Origin of the sequence: Streptomyces scopuliridis RB72, assembly GCF_000718095.1 — a bacterium.
Classification (GTDB): domain Bacteria; phylum Actinomycetota; class Actinomycetes; order Streptomycetales; family Streptomycetaceae; genus Streptomyces; species Streptomyces scopuliridis.
Genome location: NZ_JOEI01000002.1, coordinates 262,568 through 282,900, shown reverse-complemented (window position 1 = coordinate 282,900; position 20,333 = coordinate 262,568). Strand labels below are relative to the sequence as shown.

Annotated in this window: 16 protein-coding genes; 14 read left to right on the top strand and 2 right to left on the bottom strand. The window is 70.2% G+C overall.

The window, feature by feature from the left end; all coding sequences use genetic code 11:
* The first annotated feature begins 14 nt into the window (after nucleotides 1-14).
* From IF11_RS0102525 to IF11_RS37615, 9 genes are all read left to right on the top strand, one after another.
* A complete protein-coding gene (locus tag IF11_RS0102525; RefSeq protein WP_030349713.1) occupies nucleotides 15-665 on the top strand; it encodes a TetR/AcrR family transcriptional regulator in 651 nt (216 codons plus the stop codon).
* Between the two features lie 95 nt (nucleotides 666-760).
* The gene (locus tag IF11_RS0102520) at nucleotides 761-3,316 is read left to right on the top strand and encodes a hypothetical protein (RefSeq protein ID WP_051745360.1); all 2,556 of its coding nucleotides are present in this window, start codon (nucleotides 761-763) and stop codon (nucleotides 3,314-3,316) included.
* Nucleotides 3,317-3,363: 47 nt separating this feature from the next.
* Nucleotides 3,364-5,895, top strand: coding sequence for a prodigiosin MAP biosynthesis aminotransferase PigE (gene pigE / locus IF11_RS0102515; RefSeq protein WP_051745358.1), 2,532 nt, complete (start codon nucleotides 3,364-3,366; stop codon nucleotides 5,893-5,895).
* 5 nt (nucleotides 5,896-5,900) lie between these two features.
* Nucleotides 5,901-6,170, top strand: a complete 270-nt coding sequence (locus IF11_RS0102510) for an acyl carrier protein (RefSeq protein ID WP_157848401.1) — start codon at nucleotides 5,901-5,903, stop codon at nucleotides 6,168-6,170.
* Nucleotides 6,167-7,408 carry a beta-ketoacyl-ACP synthase II gene (fabF, locus tag IF11_RS0102505; protein ID WP_030349709.1) on the top strand — a complete coding sequence of 414 codons (1,242 nt, stop codon included), beginning with the start codon at nucleotides 6,167-6,169 and terminating at the stop codon, nucleotides 7,406-7,408. The genes IF11_RS0102510 and fabF overlap by 4 nt, the downstream gene beginning before the upstream one ends.
* Nucleotides 7,409-7,739: 331 nt before the next feature.
* Entirely contained in the window at nucleotides 7,740-7,955 is a 216-nt protein-coding gene (locus IF11_RS0102500) for a hypothetical protein (RefSeq protein WP_030349708.1), read from the top strand.
* A 119-nt stretch (nucleotides 7,956-8,074) separates the two neighbouring features.
* Nucleotides 8,075-9,196: a GNAT family protein gene (locus IF11_RS0102495; protein WP_030349707.1), complete on the top strand. Its 1,122-nt coding sequence runs from the start codon at nucleotides 8,075-8,077 to the stop codon at nucleotides 9,194-9,196.
* 13 nt (nucleotides 9,197-9,209) lie between these two features.
* Nucleotides 9,210-9,734, top strand: coding sequence for a truncated hemoglobin (locus IF11_RS0102490; protein ID WP_157848400.1), 525 nt, complete (start codon nucleotides 9,210-9,212; stop codon nucleotides 9,732-9,734).
* Nucleotides 9,731-11,365: an FAD-dependent monooxygenase gene (locus IF11_RS37615; RefSeq protein WP_078490340.1), complete on the top strand. Its 1,635-nt coding sequence runs from the start codon at nucleotides 9,731-9,733 to the stop codon at nucleotides 11,363-11,365. The genes IF11_RS0102490 and IF11_RS37615 overlap by 4 nt, the downstream gene beginning before the upstream one ends.
* 56 nt (nucleotides 11,366-11,421) lie before the next feature.
* On the opposite strand, the gene IF11_RS0102480 is transcribed toward IF11_RS37615, so the two are convergent.
* The gene (locus IF11_RS0102480) at nucleotides 11,422-11,919 is read right to left on the bottom strand and encodes an SAM-dependent methyltransferase (RefSeq protein WP_240627527.1); all 498 of its coding nucleotides are present in this window, start codon (nucleotides 11,917-11,919) and stop codon (nucleotides 11,422-11,424) included.
* A gap of 50 nt (nucleotides 11,920-11,969) precedes the next feature.
* Between IF11_RS0102480 and IF11_RS0102475 the strand changes: the two genes are divergently transcribed.
* The 5 genes from IF11_RS0102475 to IF11_RS0102455 all read left to right on the top strand — a co-directional run bounded on the left by IF11_RS0102475 (nucleotide 11,970) and on the right by IF11_RS0102455 (nucleotide 17,058).
* Nucleotides 11,970-13,268, top strand: a complete 1,299-nt coding sequence (locus IF11_RS0102475; protein ID WP_051745355.1) for an MFS transporter — start codon at nucleotides 11,970-11,972, stop codon at nucleotides 13,266-13,268.
* 47 nt (nucleotides 13,269-13,315) lie between these two features.
* Nucleotides 13,316-13,852 (top strand): DUF6879 family protein, encoded by a 537-nt coding sequence (locus IF11_RS0102470; protein WP_030349702.1) that lies wholly within the window; start codon nucleotides 13,316-13,318, stop codon nucleotides 13,850-13,852.
* A gap of 28 nt (nucleotides 13,853-13,880) precedes the next feature.
* Nucleotides 13,881-14,591: a PIG-L deacetylase family protein gene (locus IF11_RS0102465; protein ID WP_051745438.1), complete on the top strand. Its 711-nt coding sequence runs from the start codon at nucleotides 13,881-13,883 to the stop codon at nucleotides 14,589-14,591.
* Between the two features lie 106 nt (nucleotides 14,592-14,697).
* A complete protein-coding gene (locus tag IF11_RS0102460; protein WP_030349700.1) occupies nucleotides 14,698-15,534 on the top strand; it encodes a class I SAM-dependent methyltransferase in 837 nt (278 codons plus the stop codon).
* 213 nt (nucleotides 15,535-15,747) lie between these two features.
* A complete protein-coding gene (locus IF11_RS0102455) occupies nucleotides 15,748-17,058 on the top strand; it encodes an AMP-binding protein (RefSeq protein ID WP_030349699.1) in 1,311 nt (436 codons plus the stop codon).
* Between the two features lie 144 nt (nucleotides 17,059-17,202).
* Here IF11_RS0102455 and IF11_RS0102450 read toward each other — a convergent pair whose 3' ends face one another.
* Nucleotides 17,203-20,322 carry a ThuA domain-containing protein gene (locus IF11_RS0102450; protein ID WP_030349698.1) on the bottom strand — a complete coding sequence of 1,040 codons (3,120 nt, stop codon included), beginning with the start codon at nucleotides 20,320-20,322 and terminating at the stop codon, nucleotides 17,203-17,205.
* Nucleotides 20,323-20,333 lie beyond the last annotated feature (11 nt).

Below are 20,333 nucleotides of genomic sequence, written 5' to 3'. Positions count from 1 at the left end.
GCAAGGGAGGTGTGATGCTGACTCCGAAAACGCCCGACGCCAGACGTGTGCGCGCGCAGTTGACGCGTCGGCGCATTCTCGACGCCGCGATGGAGCTCTTCTCCGAGCACGGGTACGAGGCGACGACCATCGCGTCCATCGCCCGGGAGGCCGGTGTGGCCGTGCAGACGGTCTACTTCTCGTTCGGGAACAAACAGCGGCTTCTCAAGAACCTGATCAGTCTTCATCTGCCCTGCGACGACAATGCCGGAGGCGGGGCGTCCTACGCCGGGGTGGCCGAAGCCCTCGCCGTGGACGACCCGTGTGCGCAGCTCAGGCACCTTGTGCGGGTCACCCGCGCGATCAACGAGCAGGCGGCCCCGCTCCTGGAGGTGCTGCGCAACGCGGCTGTCACCGAGGAGGACGGCGGGGACATGTGGCAGACGAACAAGGAGCAACGGCGCCTCGTGCAGCGGCAGTTCGTCCATGCTCTGGCGGACGAGGGGCTGCTTCCGGACGGGCTCGGACCCGAGCGGGCCGTCGACATCTGCTACGCGCTGCTGGGCCCGGAGCTGTACCACCTGCTCGCCTCCGAGCGGGAGTGGACGCAGGAGCAGTGGGAGGACTGGGTCTACGCGGGCCTCTGCCGGCACCTGATCAGGGGCGGTGACCGACCGGGCGGCTGACACCTCTCCAGAGGATATGCAGATCCCCTTCAGCGCGTGCGATGCAGACTGCTGGGCGGAGTGGGTCATGCGTGCGTAACGGGGGAGTGGCGACTGTGGGAAGCGACAGCGACAAACGGCCCCGGTTTCTCGTCGTGGCGGTGAGCGGGCGTGCCGCGTTCCACGGGACGATCGCTGCCGCGCTGTCGGACCTGGCCGGCCGGACCGGACCGGCGGATCCGGCGGACGCCGCCGGACCGTCCGTACGGGAACTCGTGGCCGCTGGACCTCCTGCGGCCTCCCCGGAACCGGCGCCGGACGCCTATCGCCACGCACTGGTCCGCGCCCGCAGGTTCCTGGACGGCGCGCTGCCCGACGCCGAGATCCGTCTGGTCAGCACCGAAGGCTTCGCCGACGCGGCGGACGAACTACGGCGGCTGACGGCTGATGAGCGGCGCGACGGCGACGACGTGCTGGCTCTCGTCCTGGTGGACGCGGGGTCCGCCGACGTACCGGCCGCCCCGGCGGGCGACGGCGGCGGCCTCGGCGCGGGCCTCGCCGAGCTGCGCGAGGCGTCGGCCGCGACCGTGCGGTGCGAGTTCAGTCCCTACACGGTCTTCGTCTACGACGAGGCGCCGCTGGGCCCCGCACTGCTGGCGCACCCCTACACCCGGCGGCAACTGCCCGCCCTGCCCTGGGTCCTGGCAGCCGACGTCGTCTGCGCGTTCACCGACTACGTGCAGCTCGGCTACACCGGAGCCCCTCTGCGCGGTGCCGCCGCGAGCACGCCCGCGCTGCTCTCCGACGAGCTGGCCGGTTTCCTGGACGAGCGGGCCGGTTCCGCCTGGGGCCTGCACTACTACACGGGCTCCGTGGTGTCCGGTCTGATCGCGGACCTGGAGGTGCGTGCGGCGCGCGGAGGCAACCCGGTGCTGCGCGGTCCGAGTGAACACAGCCTGGCCTGCGGGGCACTGGCCCGGTGGCAGTTGGACGCGGCACCCTTCCTGATCGTGGTCACCAGCGGGATGGCCGACGAGTTCCGCGGCACCCTGGCCAATCTCCGGGACGCGCGTGCCCGGGGATTCATCGTCTGCGCCGATTCGCCGCGGGACGCGTGGTTTCCGTTCCAGGGCACCGTGCACGGCGCGGAGGACACCAGAGAGGTACTGCGGGCCAGGGGCGTCCCGTTCCTCTATCTCGACGACCCCGAGCAGCTGACGGACCGGCTGAGCGAGGCGTTCACGGCCTACGAGGCCGGCCGCGGCCCGGTCGTGCTGCTGGCCACGCCCGAGGTGCTGCGCACCACGGCGGTCGCGGCGCGGACGGCATCCGCGCGGCACCGTGCCGGGTCCGGTGCCGCGCCGGCCTCCCGGCCCGCACGGGAAACCGGGCCCCGCGCACGGCTCACCGTCCACGAGGACGCCATCGCTCCCGTCATGGAGATCGTGAACCACGGTCCGGACAGGCTTCTGTGGCAGTGCGGCAGGCTCGGCACCGAGGAGCGCGATCTCGTCCACGACATCGCGGCCCGGGCCGGGATCGCCCTCGCCGACTCGCTCACCCGCCCCGGCTCGGTCGCCCGCTACCGGGACGGCGGAGTCGTACCGGAGTACCTCGGCACACTCGGCGTCTACGGCTACTCGGACCGTATCCACGACTTCCTGCACCACGGCGGGCGGCTCCGGCCGCGGGACGAACAGTGCCTGTTCTTCCTCAAGAGCCGGATCGCGGAGGCCGCGACGCCTTTCTCCCCCCGGGCACTCGCCCGCTCGCTGCGCATCGTGCAGGTCACGCGGGAGGAAGAGCATCTGGCGCCATTCGCCGACCACCGGCTGAGGTGCGACGGAGTGGAGTTCCTGCGCGAGCTGCACCGGCGGCTCGATGTCGCCGAACCGCTGAGGTCGCGGCGGGTCCGCGCCATCGGGGAGAGCCGGGACAGCGCCTCCGACATCGTGCACACCTTGCCCTTGGCCCCGATGAGCCCCAACTACTTCTTCGACCGCCTCGGTTCGGTCCTCGACACCCTGATCACCACCCACGGGTACACCTACACCGGCGTCTTCGACGTCGGGCGGGGCGGGCTCTCCGCCATCCGTAACCTGCCGCGCACCGGGCCGGGATTCTCCGGCTGGTACGGACGGGCCCTGATGGGCGACGCCCTCCAGGCGGTGCCCGCGGTGGCCCTGACCCGGGACGCCAACGTCCTTGCCTTCGTGGGGGACGGAGCCGCCGCCATGGTGCCCGACATCGTGCCCACGCTGGTGCAGGAGGTGACCGTCAACGGACACCGGATCGCCGGGAATCTGAGTATCTTCCGGCTCATCGACGGCGGGCACTCCGTGATCCGCACCTACCGGGAGGGCCGTCGGGGCGGCGAGGCGGGCCGCCAGACGCAGGTGCTGCACCTCTTGGAAGACGAATGGGAGCGCACCTTCGGGGAGCTGACCGTCAGCCATCGTCACCTCACCGACGTGAACCCCGGCGAACTCGTGGACCGGCTGCGCCGGCCGTCCACCGTCGACCTCTACTCCGTGCCGATGGCCCACAACAACGAGGGAGACGGGCTGAGTCTGCTGTCCTCCCTGGGCTGGCAGCGCGACCGGCTTCCCGAGCTGACCTTCGACATGGCCCGCCGGCCCGCCGCGCCGGCCCGCATTCGTCCCGGACGCTGACGTACGCCCCCGGCGCACGTGCCCGCTCACACTGAAGGAGAGCTCCGGTGAAGTTCGGCTTCCTGGCCCACGCAGTCAGCCCGGCCCACCGCAATCAGATACGCGGCCTCGATCTCTTCGGCCGGCTGCTGGACGATCACCGGGGCACCGTACGCGCCACCGGCCCTCGTCTCCACGTCCCACTGCCGATGCTCGGCTCCGTCACCTCGCTCACCGGCAGCCGGTGCGACGGCGAGATCCGCAGTCTCGCCCACACCGCGGAACAGATCCTGCGGCGTCCCACCGCCGCCCGGGAGATGGTGGCCGATGAGGTGGAGGCACTGCGGGACGCGGGTGCGGACATCGTCGGCCTCGGCGGTGCCACCTCGATCGTCGGCGACCGCGGACTCTGGACGGCGGCTCATGTGGACGTCCCCGTGACCAGCGGCAACTCCCTCACCACCTATGCCGCTCACGAGTCCCTCCTCGCCTGTGCGCGGCTCCTCGCACTGCCGGCCGAGGACACCCCGGTCGTGGTCGTCGGCTATCCCGGCTCGATCGCGCTCGCCGTCGCCCGACTGCTGCTCGCCGACGGGTTCCGGCTGGAGCTGGTGACCCGCCGCAGCCGCCGTTCCCGTTCCGCTCTGCTCAGTTATCTCGATCCGGCCGACCACGCGCGAGTGACCCTGCGCGAGCACGTCTCGGAGTGCTACGCGACCCCTCGTCTGTACGTGGCCGCGTCCTCGTCCGGTGGCGTCATCGACACCGGCCGCCTGCATCCCGGGTCCGTGGTCGTGGATGTCGCCCTGCCGCGGGACGCGCCGTCGGCGCCGACGGGCCGGGACGTGCTCGTCGTCGACGGCGGGCTCGTCAGCGCGGTCGAGGCGGTCGTGGTCGGTGACGGCGGCCTGCCGGGGCCCACTCAGCAACTCAATGGCTGCCTCGCGGAGACCATCGTGCTGGCCTTGGAGGGCCGCGCCGAGTGCTGGTCACTCGGCCGCCGGATCGATGTGGAGGGGGTGCGGCGGGTCGGCGCGCTCGCGGCGCGGCACGGCTTCCTGCCGAAGCCGCTCGCCTCCTTCGGGCGCGTCCTCGCCGACGACGACATCGCCCGGCTGGACGTTCACCACAGGCCGCGGTCCCGGCCCGCCCCGCCGCGACAGGACATCACCGCGGTGACCAGGCGGCGCTTCCGTGACCACGTCAACCCACCGATGGCGAGGCTGTTCGCCGCCCACGGCATGGACCGGGTGTTCACCCGGGCCGAGGGGTGCGTGCTTACCACCGCCGACGGGGTCGAGTATCTGGACTTCGTCGCCGGCTACGGCGCTCTTGGCCTGGGCCACAACCATCCGGACGTGGTCGCCCGGCTGCGCGACTTCCTGGACCTGGGCGCGCCCACCTTCGCCCAGTACATCTCCATGCCGGTGCAGACGGCCGAACTGGCGGAGCGGCTCAGCGCGGTGTCACCGGGCGGGCTGGAACGTGTCTTCTTCAGCAACTCCGGCACGGAAGCGGTCGAAGCCGCGTTGAAGGTCGCCCGCGCGGCCACCGGCCGCACCCGGCTGGTCCATGCCGACAACAGCTACCACGGCAAGACACTGGGCGCCCTGTCCGTCACCGGGCGGGACACGCACCGCGCCCCGTTCGCCCCCCTGGTGGGCGATGTCGTCGGTGTCCCGTACGGGGACGCCGACGCGCTCGCTGCCGTCATCGAGGGCGCCGCGGCGTTCATCGTCGAACCGGTGCAGGGCGAAGGCGGCGTCGTGCTGCCGCCACCGGGCTATCTGCTGGAAGCCCAACGTCTGTGCGCCCGGGCCGGGGCCGTCTTCGTCCTCGACGAGATCCAGACGGGTCTGGGCCGGACCGGCGCCATGTTCGCCGCCGAGCACGACGGCCTGCGGCCCGACGTCGTCTGCCTGGCGAAGTCTCTTTCCGGCGGACTCGTCCCGATCGCCGCCACCCTGGTCCGGGCCGGTCTCTGGGACGCCGCCTACGGCAGCAGCGACCGGGCCATGCTCCACTCGTCCACCTTCGGCGGCGGCAACCTCGCGGCCGCCGCGGCCCTCGCCACGCTGGACGTCCTGGAGGGGGAGAAGCTGCCCGAGCGGGCCCGCGACACCGGGACGTATCTGCGTACCTCCCTGCGCGCGGTCTGCGAACCGTACGGATTCATCCGCGAGGTGCGCGGCATCGGCCTGATGAACGCCATTGAGCTCGACGGCGACTTCTCCGGCGCCGCGGGCGCCATGGCCGACGAGATCCTCACCCGGCTGCCCGGTGACCTGCACACCCTCGTCGACTGGCTGCCCGACGACGTGCGCACGGCGATGAGCCGGGCGGGCAAGGCCCTGGAGTCCTCGCTGGGCGACTTGATGTGCCTGCGCTTCGCCGGGCAGCTCGCTCGTGATCACCGGATTCTCACGTTCGTCACGGCGAACCGCAACAGAGTGCTGCGCATCCAGCCCCCACTGTCGCTGACCACCGAACAGGCCGACCGGTTCGTCACGGCGGTCGGTGCGGTCTGCCACGACCTCGCCCTGCACGCGGACGTCATCGGCGTCCGGACGGCGGGGACCCCGACCCTCGACGAAGGATGATGACCGTGAAAACAGGAGTCACTTCTGCCGGCGCGATCCTGGAGCGGCTGACAGCCATGCTGGAGGAGAAGCTCGGCCTTCTCCCCGAAGAGATCAGCCTGGACGCCACGTTCAAGGAGGACCTGGGCCTCGACTCTCTCGACATGGTGGAACTGCTCACGATCGTGGAAGCCGAGACCGGTGCACCCGTCGAGGACGAGACGGCCCTCGCGATGACCACGATCGGCGACGTCATCGACTACCTCTCCGCACACGGGACCGGAGAGGAGGCATGAGCGGGCGGCGGGTGGTCGTGACCGGCCTCGGGCCGGTCACACCGATCGGCGTCGGCCGGCACGAGTTCTGGCAGGCCCAGCTCAAAGGGGTCAGTGGCATTCGTTCCATCACCCGGTTCGACGCGACCGGACTCCCGGTACGCATCGCCGGAGAGGTGGACCTCCCCGGCCATCTCGCCCCGGGCCGGCGCGAGGAGCTGTCCACCGACCGGTGCACCCAACTCGCGCTCGCGGCGGCCCGGCTCGCCCTGGAGGACGCCTCGCTGGACCTCTCGGAAGAGAACCGGGACCGCGTGGGCGTGGTGCTGGGGACGGGCGCGGGCGGAGCGAGCAGCTGGGAGACGAACGCCCGGCTGCTGGAGACGGCGGGACCGAACAGGATCGGGGCGCGGTCCGTGGTCATGTCGATGTCCAACAGCGCCGCCTCCCACATCGCCCTCGCGCACGGCATCACCGGCCCCAGTACTTCCGTGGGGACGGCCTGCGCGTCCGGTGGCGAGGCTTTGAGCGGCGCCCACCAGATGATCGTCTCCGGTGAGGCCGACGTGGTCCTGGCCGGTGGTACCGAAGCTCCGGTCACCCCCCTGCTGGTCTCCGGTTTCGCCAGGACGAAGGCGCTGTCCACGCTCAACGAGGAGCCCGAGCACGCCAGTCGTCCGTTCAGCGCCGACCGGGCGGGCTTCGTGCTCGCGGAGGGAGCGGCCGTGCTGGTCCTCGAATCGGAGGAGCACGCGCGTGCCCGGGGAGCCGACGTGCTCGCCACACTGAGCGGATACGGACGTTCGTCCGACGCCTATCACGTGACCAGCCCGCACCCGGAGGGGGCGGGGGCCGCGCGTGCGATGCGCGAGGCCCTGCGGTCGGCCGGCTGGTCGGCCTCCGACATCTCGTACGTCAACGCGCACGGCACGGGGACGCGGTACAACGACGCCTCGGAGGCGAGGGCGCTGCGGACCGTCCTGGGGGAGGCCGCCGGACGGACACCGGTCTCCTCGACCAAGTCGATGACCGGCCACAGCCTGGGAGCGGCCGGCGCCGTGGAGGCGGTGGTGTGCGTGGAGGCCCTTCTGCACGGACTCGTGCCACCGACCGTCAACCTGGACGTGGTGGACCCCGAACTCGGCCTCGACGTGGTCGGCGCGGAACCGAGAGAGGCTCGGCTCACCACCGCCCTCTCCAACTCGTTCGCCTTCGGAGGCCACAACGTCGTCCTCGCCTTCGGAGCCGGAGCGGCCTGACGTCCCACGCGTCGTGGCCGGCGCCCCGCCCCTCGCCAGGGCTTCGCGGTACCGGGCTCCGCCCCTTCCGCCTGCGGTTTTCCGGCCGTCCCTGGCGGCCGCACCCGGCTCGTCGTCCGAGCAACCTGGGAGAAGACGTGTGTCGGACCCCTCTGCGACACTCACCGAACCGGGGGCGGAAGCGAAGCCCTCACCGGACATGGCCAGGAATGGCTCATCTCCTCGCGAGCGGCTTCGCTGCCCGAGCGGCTACCGCATGTGCCCACCGGCCGACGGTGAGGCGGTGATTCCTGGGTGGTCCGGACTACCGCACTCTTCGGAAGGACACGACATGCACGACAAGCACATCACAGCACGTCCGGTCTGGGACCGGCTTGAGGTCTGGGACCAGTTGAAGGTCTGGGACGAGCTGAAGGTCTGGGACGAGCTGCGGGTTTGGGACGAGCTGCGGGTTTGGGACGAGCTCACCGTCTGGGACCTGATCCAGGTCTGGGACGCACACGAGGCCTGTGGCCCGGCCGAGGTGTGGGACCAGGTCACCGTCTGAAGCCCCGTGGTCGAGGTCTGATCTCACTCCGTGCGACGGACCGCCTCGGGCTCGGCGCGGGGCCCGGCACACCCGGGCCCCGCGCCGGAGACAAACGCGGCCCGGAGACAACCGAAGGGATGACCGCCGTGACGCAGATGGACGATCCGCCGGCAGCCGCTGCCGTCATGCGGCCCTTACCCGGCACCTTCGCGGTGCGGACAGGGGTGGCGGACGACTGGGACGAGTACCTCGGCGTGGGTGCCCCGGCGACGCTGAGCCGACGCTGGATCATGCTCGCCGAGGGGCGTATCCCCGGGGGCGCGCACACACTGGAGCTCTCCGGCGACGGGGTACCCTCCGTGGCACTCGTCGGCGGTCCCGTCGACCGGCCGACCGGCCATGTGCGGTTCGATCCCCACCGAGTGCTCTCCGGCGGGTCCGTCGACGAGGGCGTGGCCGAGCACGGACCGCACCCCTGGCGGGGGCTCGCACCCGAAGAGGTCTTTCCCTGCTGCCTGCTGATGTTCCCGAACTACGAGACTGCCCCGGTCGGGCCCGGCGCACACGATCCCGCCGCGGTGCGGGCGTACGTCGACGGGCTCGTCGACTGGTGCCGGCAACAGGGCATGCGCAGCATCGCGGCGCTGTTCCTGAGGCCCGACTTCCCGGAGTTCCTGGACGCCCTGCGCACGCGCGGTTTCGACGTCGTGCCGATGGTCGACCGCTGTGACATGGACGTCACCTGGCCGGACTTCGACGGATACGTGGCCGGGCTGCCGCGCAAGCGCCGCTTCGCCGTGCGCCGCGAGCTGCGGGACATCGCGCTCCGCGGAGTGGTGATCAGCGAGCGCACCGTCCGGGACCAGGAGCCGGAACTGGTCCGGCTGCGGGCGCAGATCGTGACCAAATACGGCGGGACCCCGGACGCGGAGCGTGAGGCCGGTTCGCTGCGGCACCTCCGCGAGCACTTCGGCCCGAGGAACGTCATGGTGGTGGAGGCGCGACAGGGCGACGACCTCCTGTCCTTCAGCATCCTTGTCCGCGACGGAGCGCGGTGGACGGTTCTGATGAGCGGCACCGACTACGACCGCCCGGATGCCTCGTTCACGTACTTCGCCACGATGTTCTACCGGCCTGCCGAACTGGCGCCCCGGATGGGCATCACGTCGATGGCCTACGGCCTCGGCACGCTCCAGGCGAAGAAGCTCCGTGGATGCACCGTCAACACGCTGTCCGCGGCCGCACTGTTGCTCGACTGAAGAGGAGAATTCCGTGCCGCCACAACCGGTACCACCACACGACGGCAAGGTGTTGCTCGTCGCCGACCAGGGGCTCAAGTCCGGTGACCGGATGACCTCGTCGCAGGTCGACCGCAAAGTCGAGGACTTTTACGCCGCGATCGGCGGTGAACCGTTCTTCCGGGCTCTGACCGCCCGGTTCTACGAACTCGTCGCCGAGGACGAGGTGCTCGCGCCGCTGTTCCCGGTGACCGACTGGGCGATGCACGCCGATCACCTCGCCGAGCACTTCATCAGGATGTACGGCGACAACGACCTGACCGCGGCCTGGGAACCGCGTCTGCACCAGGCGCACAGCCACTTCCTCATCGCTCGGGAGCACCGGCTGCGCTGGCTGGAGCTGATGGCCGCGGCCGGCGGCGACCTGGACGCTCCGGAGCCCGGGTTCGGTGAGTTCATGACCATCATGAAGGTGGCCAGCGGCGAGATGATGGCGGCGTCGCGGGGTGCGGCGCTCGCGCGCGGCGAACGATTCCACTGGGACGGATCGCCTCGATGACCGGTCGGCCGCCGCGTCATGTGGCGGTCGTCGGGGCGGGGGCAGCGGGGGCGTTCTTCACCCTGGAACTTTCGCGCCTGCGACCGGACATCACCATCGATCTCTACGACCGGGACAGTCGGGGACCGGGCGCCGGAATCGTCATGTCCACCGACTTCATGGATCACGTCCAGCGCGTCTTCCCGCGAGCCTTCGCGCTGCCGGCGACGGCCAGGGGCGTCTGGAACCGCACACTGACACTCTGCGGTGACGAGCGCATCTGGTCGGGTGCCTACGGCATGGTGGGACTGCGTCGCCGGACCTTCCACAGCCATGTGCGCCAACTGGCGGCGGACTCGCCGCGGGTGCGCCTGATCCGCCGGACCGTCACCTCGATACCGGAGGGGCGGGACGCGCCCGACGTGATCGTCCTCGCCGACGGGGCGGGCAGCCGGTTGCGCACCTCCCGGCGGGAGGCGTTCGGCACGACCGTCACCGCAGGGCGGACCAGGTTCCTGTGGGCCGCCGCGCCCGTCGTGCTCGAACCGTCGTTCGTCCTCAAGGACCTCGGTCCGGGGCTGCTGATCGTGCACTCCTATCCACACGCCGCCGACGAGAGCACGTTCATTGTTGAGGCGGACCCCACCACCCTCGCCGGGCACGGGCTGGACGACCGGCCGCTCCCCGAGCTGGAGAAGCGACTCGCCGCGCTCTTCACCGACGAGCTGCGCGGTGCGCCGCTGCATGCCCAGACCGCGGGCTGGCAGCCGTTCCGCACGATCGTCAACGAGCGCTGGCATGACGGGCGGTCCGTGCTCATCGGCGACGCGGCGCACACCGTGCACTTCTCCACCGGGTCCGGAACCACGCTGGCGATCGACGACGCGATGTGCCTCGCCGGTGCCCTCGCCGAGGGGACGGCGGTTCCCGAGGCCCTCGACACGTACGCGCGTACCCGGCAACCGGTGATCGGAGCGGCGCAGGCCGAGGCCCGTGAGAGTGTGGAGTGGTTCGAGACACTCTGCCGCCGCGGACGGACGAACGGGCACCGCACGGTCTTCGCGCTGCGCAGCCGGCGGCCGATGAACACCTTCGACCGGCTGCGCGACCGCGACCCGGAGTTCACGGCACAGACCGTGCACCGGCTCGCGGGCCGTCCGACCGACGCCGAGCCCCGTGACGTGCCGCTCACGGTCGGAGGGCTGATCCTGGAGAGCCGAGTCGCGGAGGCGGACGGTTCCGGGGGAAAGCCGGCCGGACTGGTCCTGCGCACGGCGGACGGTGCCGTGCGCTGCCCGGTCGGGGACGACGCAACGGCTCCGGGCGCGTTGAAGGCCGCGGGTGCGCGCGCGGTGGGGCTGCTGGTCGCGGCGGCGTCCGGTCCGGACGAGTCAACGGCCCGGGGTCCGGCCACCATTGCGGCCGAAGCCGCGGCGCGGGGCTTCGACTTCCTCGCCGTACCCTCCCAGACCGGTACGGGCCGCATCGCCCGCACCAGGCGCGCCGAGGAACTGACCTTCGCCGGAGCGCTCCCGGTGGTGCTGCTCTCGGCGGAGGACCTCTCGGCAGACGAGATCAACACGTTGATCGCGTCCGGGCGCACCGACATGGTCGCTCACCTGCCCGCCGATCCGCCGGAAGAACCGACGTGAGGGATGCGATGGCTCGTACCACACAGGCGAGCCCGACGGGGGAGAGCCTGAGTATCTCAGAAGTAATTGCTCATCAATTCGCCGGACCACTTCGGTGCACGGACCTCCCCGCGCGGCGCGAACTCCGGAAGATAGGGCTTGACGTCGAGCACCGGACTGCCGTCGAGAGCGTCGAGACCGCGGACGGAGAGGGTGAGACCGTCGACCGCGACCAGTTCGCAAACGGTGACGCCGATGTGATTCGGCCGGTTCGGTGCGCGCTGGGCGAGTATGCCCACTCGGGACCACGACGGGTTTCCGCGCGGGTGCTGCGTACCCCGGCAGACACGGTCGGTCCGATGAAAGACGAACACGACCTCGACATGAGAGTAATCCCGCAGTCCGAGCGTCGCATCCGCGTCCAATTCCTCCGGGTCGAAATCAATGCGGCATTCGACGCTTCCCCAGTTGTCCTGGACGGACTCCTGTCGCGATCCGCGGACGGTTCCGATGGGGACGAACGAATGCGGCATGGAAATCCCCTTCGGCGCAGTCATCATGGATTTATCGATCATGCCCGCGTCCTGACAGAGCGTCAATCCTCATTTCGGGCGGGAGCCTGCACATGACCGATTCCGAGCAGATTCAGCGGGGCCGTACGTCGATCTGGTCCAAGCTGCTACCGGACGCCGGGCCGGGGCGGCTCCTCGTTCTGTGCACAGCTGTGGCGAGCCTCGGCAACGGCCTGTACGTGACGGGCGGTGCCGTCTACTTCGTCCGGGTGGTGGGACTGTCCCCGGGACAGGTGGGCATCGGCCTGTCGACGGCCGGCGTGATGGCCCTCGTGCTCGGTGTTCCGGTCGGCTTCATAGCGGACCGCTTCGGGCCGCGGGGCACGACCGCCGTGCTCGCGCTGTGCAAGGCGATGATGCTGATCTCAGCGGCGTTCGTCCACTCCTTCCCCATGTACGTGGTGATGGCGGCGTTGCTGGGCACCGCCGAGCAGACCGGCCATGTGGCGCGCGGCGCACTGGTGTCGGGGGTCATGGGCAGGGAAGGGCGGGTGAAACTGTCGGCCTACATGCGATCCGTGTTCAACGGAGGTTTCGCGTTGGCCTCGTTGGCGGCCGGCTTCGTGATCGCCGTCGACTCGCCGGATGTCTACCTCGCACTCTTCTGGGGCAACGCGGCCGCGATGGTGGTCGTGTCCGGCCTGTACATGCGGTTGCCGCACGTGCCCCGGCAGCCCAAGCGGCCGCGCCTGAAGGGCGGGCCCTCGGCGGTGCGGGACGTGCCGTACATCCTGGTCGCCCAGGTGTCCGGGCTCGCCAGGATCGGTCCGACGGTGCTCGCGCTCGGCATACCGCTGTGGCTGGTGACCCACACCGACGCGCCGCGGGCGATGGCGGCGTGGCTGATGCTCGTCAACACACTGATGGTGGTGTTCCTGCAGGTGTATGTCGCCCGGGACGCCGACACGGTGCCCGGCGCGAGCCGCCTGCAACGATGGACGTTCCTGGTTCTCGCTGTCGCGTGCGCGGTCGCGGCGCTGTCCGGTGGCATCCCGGGGTGGGCCGCCGCCGCGGTGCTCGCGGTCGCCACCGTGCTCTTCACGCTCGGCGAGATCTGGGGGGAGGCGGCCCGCTGGGGCCTGCGGTACGAGTTGGCACCCGAGCATGCCCAGGGTCAGTACGGCGGGGTCTTCGCCACCGGCGACGCCCTGGCGGTGATCGCGGGCCCCGTCCTCGTGACGACCGTGCCGGACCGCCTCGGCCTCGTCGGCTGGTTGCTGCTCGCCGCCCTCTTCGTGGTCTCCCTGGCGCTCAGCGGTCCGGTCGTGCGCTGGGCCGTGCGCACCCGTGTCTCCGGGTCCGAAGAGAGCAATCTGCGAGACGCTGTGCGCACCACCACGCCGCGACAATGAGCCTTCGACCCGGCCGTTCGGATCCGGCTCACCCAGAGGAGTCAGCGATGTCCAGCAATCTGCCCGCGTTCAAGGAACTGATCGCCCAGGCGAAGCATTCGGCGATCCATCTTGAGATGCGCGACATGTACACCCCGCAAGGCGCGCTGTTCGTGGACTGGCAGGCCGGCAAGCCGATCGAGTACGACCGGCACCTCGACTGGGTCGAGCTCGTGCAGGAGACCGTGGGCCGTGGTGTCGACTGGCGGCGGCTGCGGATCGTCTCGGAGCCGGTCACGGACTTCATCCGCTACGAGTGGGAGACGACGACCATCGTCAACGTCCCGGCCGGTGAGAAGGTGCGCTGGCTGCCCCGCCGCCAGGTGTCCGATCTGCTGCTTCCGGGCAATGACTTCTGGGTGTTCGACGGCCGGCTGGTCCGCTTCACGCACTTCGCGGGCGACGGCTCGTGGGGTCCGCACGAACTGACCGAGGACCCGGCCCTGGCGAAGATGTGCACCGACGCGTTCAACGCCGTCTGGGAGCGCGGCATCGACCACGCGGACTACGAGCCGGTCCGGTCCCCCGCCGAAGAGAAGAGCTGAACCGCCCGTGGCCGAACCGTATGCCCCGATGCCCGACGACTGGCAGCGCGCGCTGGCCGTTGTCGCCCACCCCGACGACCTGGAGTACGGCCCCGCGTGTGCCGTGGCGGCCTGGACCGCCGCGGGCCGCGAGGTGGTCTATGTGATGGTGACACGCGGTCAGGCCGGCATGGACACCATGGAACCCGGAGACGCGGCACGCGTCCGGGAGCAGGAGGAGTTGCGGGCCGCTGCCCTCGTCGGTGTGGAAGTGGTCGAGTTCCTCGACCACCAGGACGGCGTCGTCGAGTACGGCCTGCCGTTGCGCCGCGACATCGCCGCCGCCATCCGGCGGCATCGTCCGGACATCCTGGTCACGCTCAACTTCCATGAGCGATGGCGGGGCGGCGACTGGAATTCGCCGGACCACCGCCATGTGGGCCGCGCCCTGCTGGACGCGGCGGGTGACGCCGGCAACCGATGGATCTTCCCCGAGCTCGCCGAAGACGGGCTGGAACCCTGGAAGGGCGTCCGGTACGCCGCTGTCGGCGGCTCACCGTTCGCCGACCACGCCGTCGATGTGACGGGTTTTCTGGACCACGGGGTGGCCGCGCTGGAGGCTCATCGGTCGTACCTCGACTATCTGGGCCCGGACCATCCCATGGCGGATGCCCGCGCGTTCCTTGAGAAGAAGGTACGGACGTTCGGTGAACGGTTCGGTGGTACCCCGGCCATAGCGTTCGAACTGATCGGGGTCTGACTCCGGCCGCTGCCGGACCGGCTTGACGTCACCCACGGCTGCACTCTATCTCTAGAGTTGAATACTGGAGATGGACTCCAGTTAAATCAGGAACCGTGGAGCGTCCATGCAGCCGATCGCCAACACCCAGCAAGCAGACGCGTGGAACGGCCACGAGGGAGCACACTGGGCCAACAACCCCGACCGCTATGACTCGTTGAACGGCGGGTTCAACGACGCACTGTTCGAGGCGGCCGCGATCGGCGAGCGCGACCGTGTGCTCGACATCGGATGCGGCACAGGCCAGACCACCCGCCTCGCTGCCCGCCGGGCCGCCTTAGGACAGGCCGTGGGGATCGACATTTCCGTGCCCATGGTGGAGCGGGCGCGGGCCATCGCCGCCGAGGAAGGCATCGCCAACGCGGTCTTCGAACAGGGCGACGCGCAGGTTCACTCGTTCCCCTCCGGCCACTACCACGCCGCTGTCAGCCGAGGCGGGGTCATGTTCTTCGCCGACCACATCGCCGCGTTCACCAATATCGGTGGCGCGTTGCGGCCCGGCGGCCGGCTCACCTTCATCTGCCCGCAACTGCCCTCCCCCGAAGCGGACTCGGCCCGGATCTTCGCGCCGGTGAACGCGCTCATCCGGCAGCCTTCTCCCGCGCAGCGGGGCATGGTGTCGCTCTCCGATCCCGCCCGCATCCACGAGGTGCTCACCACCGCGGGATTCACCGAGGTGACGGTGACCTCCGTCGAGGGGTCCGTCGACTGGGGGCGGACCGCCGACGAGGCCGTGGACTTCTACTTCGCGATGGGACCGGTCCGCTTCAACCTCGACGGCGTACACGAGGAGGTCGTCGGGGATGCCCGCGAGCGGGTGAGGGAGGCGCTCCGGCCGTACGAAACCCCGGACGGCGTCCGGCTGCGCGGCGCCGTCTGGCTGGCCACGGCCACGCGTCCCTGACCTCCACCCCGGCGTTCGCGGGTGTCGCTGACCGACGCGGTCAGCGGTGGACCGACTTCGGGAGGCGGGGCCGAGCGGTCGCCAGATGTACTTAAGAAGTTGCCCAGACCGGCACCGCGACACTGGGCGGGGCGCCTGGGGCAGGAATGACCGTTCGCCGGATCCCGGGCCTCCCTTCCGACGAAGCGAGCACGTCATTCCTGGGGGCCCTGAGTGAGCGCAGCAACCACGATCAGCGCGGGTACGCCCGCTACGACCGGGCGGAGCGGGGGCCGCACGGTCCTGACCGGAATCAGGGAGGGCGCCGCGCATTCGGGCACCCTGGACGGGCTGTTCAGCCTCGCGGCGGCCAGGCGCCCCCACGAGATCGTCGTCGCCGACGGCGGTCGCGCGCTCACCTACGAGTCGGCGGAGAGCAGCTCGGGCCGCTTGGCCTCGGCGCTTCTGCGCTACGGGGTGCAACTCGGCGACCCTGTGCTCGTTCACTGCTCGGACCACGCCCAGGCGCTGGTGGCCCAGCTGGCTGTACTCAAGCTGGGCGGAGTGTGCGTCCCGGTGCCACAGAGTGTCGACGACGCCTCCCTTGTGCGGATCGCCGGTCTGAGCGGCGCGACGCTCGTGCTGTGCAGCGGTGCGACCAAGGAGCGGTGGCCGCTTCCCGCGATAGTGCTGGACGACGAGCGGACATGGGCGAAGATCACGCACCTCCGGGTGGACGCTTCCCTGCCACGGTCGGGGCCGGCCGATGTCGCCTACCTGTTGACCGAACTCGGCGCCGACGACGGAGTGACGGGGCATCTCGTCGACCACCGGGCCTGGCTGTTCGCGCTCGGTGCCCGGCTGCGCCGGGCCGGCCGTCCCGCACGCGGTGTGACAGCGAGTCAGGAGGTCGGCGGCGCACGGGCCCTGGCCGCGGTGTGGTGGGCGGTCGCCGCGGGAAGCAGGTTTCACGGACCGCGTCCTCCGGGTGCCGGCGAGGCCGTGTCCCACCTCCGTGGTTCGGGTACCGCTGCGGTGTACGGACCGGAGGAGTACGAGGCGGTACTGACGGAATCCCGACCGGGCGCGGAAGAGCGGCTGGGCACGGTCCTGGTCACCGGTGGTCCCTTGCCGCCCGGGCTCGTGGAGCGCCATGCCGAACTGCTGCCCTTCACACGGCTGCTGGCCGAGTTCTCACCCCGCGACGGCGCCATGCCCTGGACGGCGGTCGACTGCACGGTGGGCGCCCGGAACGCGGCGGGCCGTACGGCCATGGGCGCCGCTGTGCCCCGTGTCCGCGTCACGGTCCGCGATGCGGACGGACAGGTGCTGCCCACGGGCAGCACCGGGCAGATCTGGGCCGCGGGCACGGCGCTGCCCTTCGACAGACTGTGCGACGGCTGCCACGAGCCGGCCGCCAGCCACCGGGGCTCGTTCACGGACTCCGGTTACACGGGGCGGTGGTCCGAGAGCGGTTCGCTGGAGGTCGTGGGCCGCACCCGGCCGCAGGGTACTGAGGGAGAGGAGCATGCGCGGTGGTACTGACGGAGGCTGACGGACACGAACGGTGACAACCTGAACCGTCAGGTCCGGCTGAGCTTCCTGGGCTGAGCCGGCCCGTACGGAAGAGTGCGGCGCGCCCGGTGGGATCACCGGGCGCGCCGCGCGTGCCGTGTCGCCGCTCGGGTCCTACGGGCTGATGAACTCCACCGCGTCCACGTCGAACGCGTTGTTCTGCGGGGAGGTGAAGACCAGATACAGCCTGTGGGTGCCCGCGAGGGCTTCGACCGGGACGGGCGGGGTGGATCGGTAGGTGTCCCAGCCGCCGGTGTTGGGGACGGGGGTGGTGGCGAGGAGCTTGCCGTCCGGAGCGTCCGCCCGGAGTTCGATCGCGCCGACGCCGTACGGGGACGACAGCGCGTAGCTGACGCCGCTGATGCCCTCGACGCTCATCGGGTCGAAGGCGATCCAGTCGCCGTCGCTGATGTCGCCGATGCGCTTGCCGTTCTCGGCGCCGGCCTGGGAGACCACGCGCGTGCCGGACTGCGCGTCGTAGTACTCGGCCTGCTTGTGCTTGGGCTGCAGGACGGCGCGGCCGTAGCCGGTGAGCGCGGAGGCTCCCGCCGCGCCCTTGTCGGTGTACTTGGCGTTGAGTACGTAGGTGAGGTCCGCGCCTTCGGGGTGGCCGCCCAGGTCACCGGTGTCGACCGTGCCCTCGCAGCCAGGGAGATCGGTGGTCGGGTGCTCGTGGTCGTCATGGCCGAGGGCCGGGTTGACGGTGACCTTGGAGCAGTCGACCGGCCCGTCCTCCGGATCGGTGACCGTCACCTTGTAGGGGATCTTGTCCCCGAAGGTGATGAGCTTGCCGCTGACCGGGAAGTCGATGGTCACCTTGGGCGCGGTATTGCCCGCGGTGATGGGGATGTTGGCGTAGCCCGACTTGCCGGTGGAGTCGGTGACCTTGAGCTGGGCGGTGAAATCCCCCGCGGTGGTGTACGTGTGGGTGGGGGCCGCCTCGGTGGAGTCGTACGTACCGTTCCCGTCGAAGTCCCACGCGTAGGTCAGCGCGTCGCCGTCCGGGTCCGTGCTGCCCTCGCTGGAGAAGGCGACGTCGAGCGGCAGGGGCCCGTTCGTGACGGAGGCCGAGGCCTTGGCGACCGGGATGCGCTTCCCCTGGGCGTAGTCGATGCGGTACAGGCCCGAGTCGTTGTTGCCGCCGCCGAAGGCGCTGCCCCATTCGAGGACGTACAGCGAGCCGTCGGGGCCGAAGGTCATGTCCATCGGTTTGTTGAACTTCGCCGAGGACAGGAAGTCGTTGATCTTGAGGAGCTTCGCGTCCTTGTCGAACCGGATCTCCTTGACGTAGTTGCGCGACCACTCGTAGAAGAAGCCGGCTCCCTCGAAGTAGGCGGGGAACTTCGTCGTGGAGGGGTTCTTGGCGTCGTAGCGGTAGACCGGGCCGCTCATCGGGGCGGAGCCGCCCGAGCCCATCTCGGGGAACTCCTCGGAGGCGCCGTAGCCGTACCAGATCTCCGGCTGCGTCAGGTCCGGCAGGTCGGAAAGCCCGGTGTTGTTGGGCGAGGGGTTCGTCGGGTTCGCGCAGTCGAACTTGGCGCCGACCTCCTTGGTGTCCGGGTTGTACGGGGCATACGCCTGGTTGTTGCCGTGGCAGAACGGCCAGCCGAAGTTGCCCGGCTTCTTGATGACGTTGTACTCGACGAGGCCCTCCGGCCCTCTGTCGGTGGTGGGGGCGCCGCGGTCCGGACCGTAGTCGGACACATGGACGTATCCGGTCTTCTGGTCGACGGTGAAGCGGAACGGGTTGCGGAAGCCCATGGCGTAGATCTCAGGACGGGTCTTCTTGGTGCCCGGCTTGAAGAGGTTGCCCTTGGGGATGGTGTAGCCGCCGCTCTTGGTGGGCTTGATGCGCAGGATCTTGCCGCGCAGGTCGTTGGTGTTGCCCGCGGTCCGTGCGGCGTCGAGCATCTCCTTGCCCGGACGCCAGTCGATCGGCGCGTACCCCTGCCAGTTGGGGTCGAGGTTGGGCGGTACGTCGTCGCCGACACCGAGATAGAGCGTGCCGTCCGGGCCGAACTCGACGGCGCCGCCGGTGTGTCCGGGCTCCGGGAAGGTGCGGTCCCGGTAGGCGGGAACGTCGAGGAGCTTCTTCTCGCTGGCCGGGTCGAGTGTGTCGCCCTTGATGGTGAAGCGGGAGAGACGGTTGATGTCCTTCGTCGCTCCGGCGGGCGAGTGGTACAGGTAGATCCAGCCGTTTCTGCTGAAGTCCGGGTCGAGTTCCATGCCGATCAGGCCGTCCTCGCCGCCGGTGTAGACGTCGAGCTTGCCCGCGGTGACGGTGGAGTGGGCCTTGGGGTCGAAGATCTTCACCTCGCCGCTGCGCTGGACGTAGAAGACGCGCCCGTCCTTGGCGACGTCGAGCTCCATCGGGTCGGCGGTGTTGTCGTCGAGGGTGACTTTCTCGTAGCCGCTCCAGACGGTGCCGCCGCAGTCACCCGCCTCGGTGCCCGCCGCCCACTTCAGGCCGCCGATGACATGGTCCCGGAAGAACGCCTCGCTGTAGGCCGGGGTGTCGTGCCCCATCGCGGTGGCCCAGACCTTGCCGCCCTGGGTGCTGCGGCACCAGGAGATGGGGTGGTCGGCGCCCATCGCGGAGCCGCCCGGGTTGTATGTCGTCTCGTCCGCGGTGACCAGGACATGCACGTCGCCGCGGGGATTGCGGTCGAAGTTGTACCACTCCTCCGGGCGCTCCCAGCGCTCGGGCAGACCTTTGGTGGAGGGGTGGACGCGGTCGGCGACCTTGGCCGTTCCCTGGAGCACGCCGGGTGAGTGGGCCGGCATATGGACGCCGCCGTTGATGGTGTCGTCCCACCACGGGAACTGCTCCTCGACGCCCATGTCGAGAGTGTTGTGAACGGCGACGACGCCCTTGCCGCTGCGTACGTACGTCTCCATCGCGTCGCGCTGTGCCTCGGTGTCCCAGACCATGCCGGAGTTCTGCAGCATGACGATGGCGTCGAAGTCCTTCAGCTTCTCGTCGTCGAAGACGGCCGGGTCGGCAGTCTGGACGATCTCGAAGTTGTTCTCGGCCGCTTCCTCCTCGAACATCTTGATGCCCGCGGGGATGGAACCGTGGACGTAGCCAACGGCGCGGGTGAAGAGCAGGGCGCGGAAGGCGGGTTCCTCACTGGTCGCGGCGGTGGCGGCGGCGGGAATCGCGGCGAACCCGAGCAGTAACGCGCTTGCCGCGGCGACGACCGCCCTTCTTATGCCGCGAGTATGACGGCTCATAACCGGTCCTC

Excerpts from the sequence above, each read along its gene's own strand:
- IF11_RS0102525 (WP_030349713.1), top strand. The coding sequence starts at position 15 with ATGCTGACTCCGAAAACGCCCGACGCCAGACGTGTGCGCGCGCAGTTG.
- fabF (WP_030349709.1), top strand. The coding sequence starts at position 6,167 with ATGAGCGGGCGGCGGGTGGTCGTGACCGGCCTCGGGCCGGTCACACCG.
- IF11_RS0102500 (WP_030349708.1), top strand. The coding sequence starts at position 7,740 with ATGCACGACAAGCACATCACAGCACGTCCGGTCTGGGACCGGCTTGAG.
- IF11_RS0102495 (WP_030349707.1), top strand. The coding sequence starts at position 8,075 with ATGACCGCCGTGACGCAGATGGACGATCCGCCGGCAGCCGCTGCCGTC.
- IF11_RS37615 (WP_078490340.1), top strand. The coding sequence starts at position 9,731 with ATGACCGGTCGGCCGCCGCGTCATGTGGCGGTCGTCGGGGCGGGGGCA.
- IF11_RS0102480 (WP_240627527.1), bottom strand. The coding sequence starts at position 11,919 with ATGATCGATAAATCCATGATGACTGCGCCGAAGGGGATTTCCATGCCG.
- IF11_RS0102475 (WP_051745355.1), top strand. The coding sequence starts at position 11,970 with ATGACCGATTCCGAGCAGATTCAGCGGGGCCGTACGTCGATCTGGTCC.
- IF11_RS0102470 (WP_030349702.1), top strand. The coding sequence starts at position 13,316 with ATGTCCAGCAATCTGCCCGCGTTCAAGGAACTGATCGCCCAGGCGAAG.
- IF11_RS0102465 (WP_051745438.1), top strand. The coding sequence starts at position 13,881 with ATGCCCGACGACTGGCAGCGCGCGCTGGCCGTTGTCGCCCACCCCGAC.
- IF11_RS0102460 (WP_030349700.1), top strand. The coding sequence starts at position 14,698 with ATGCAGCCGATCGCCAACACCCAGCAAGCAGACGCGTGGAACGGCCAC.
- IF11_RS0102450 (WP_030349698.1), bottom strand. The coding sequence starts at position 20,322 with ATGAGCCGTCATACTCGCGGCATAAGAAGGGCGGTCGTCGCCGCGGCA.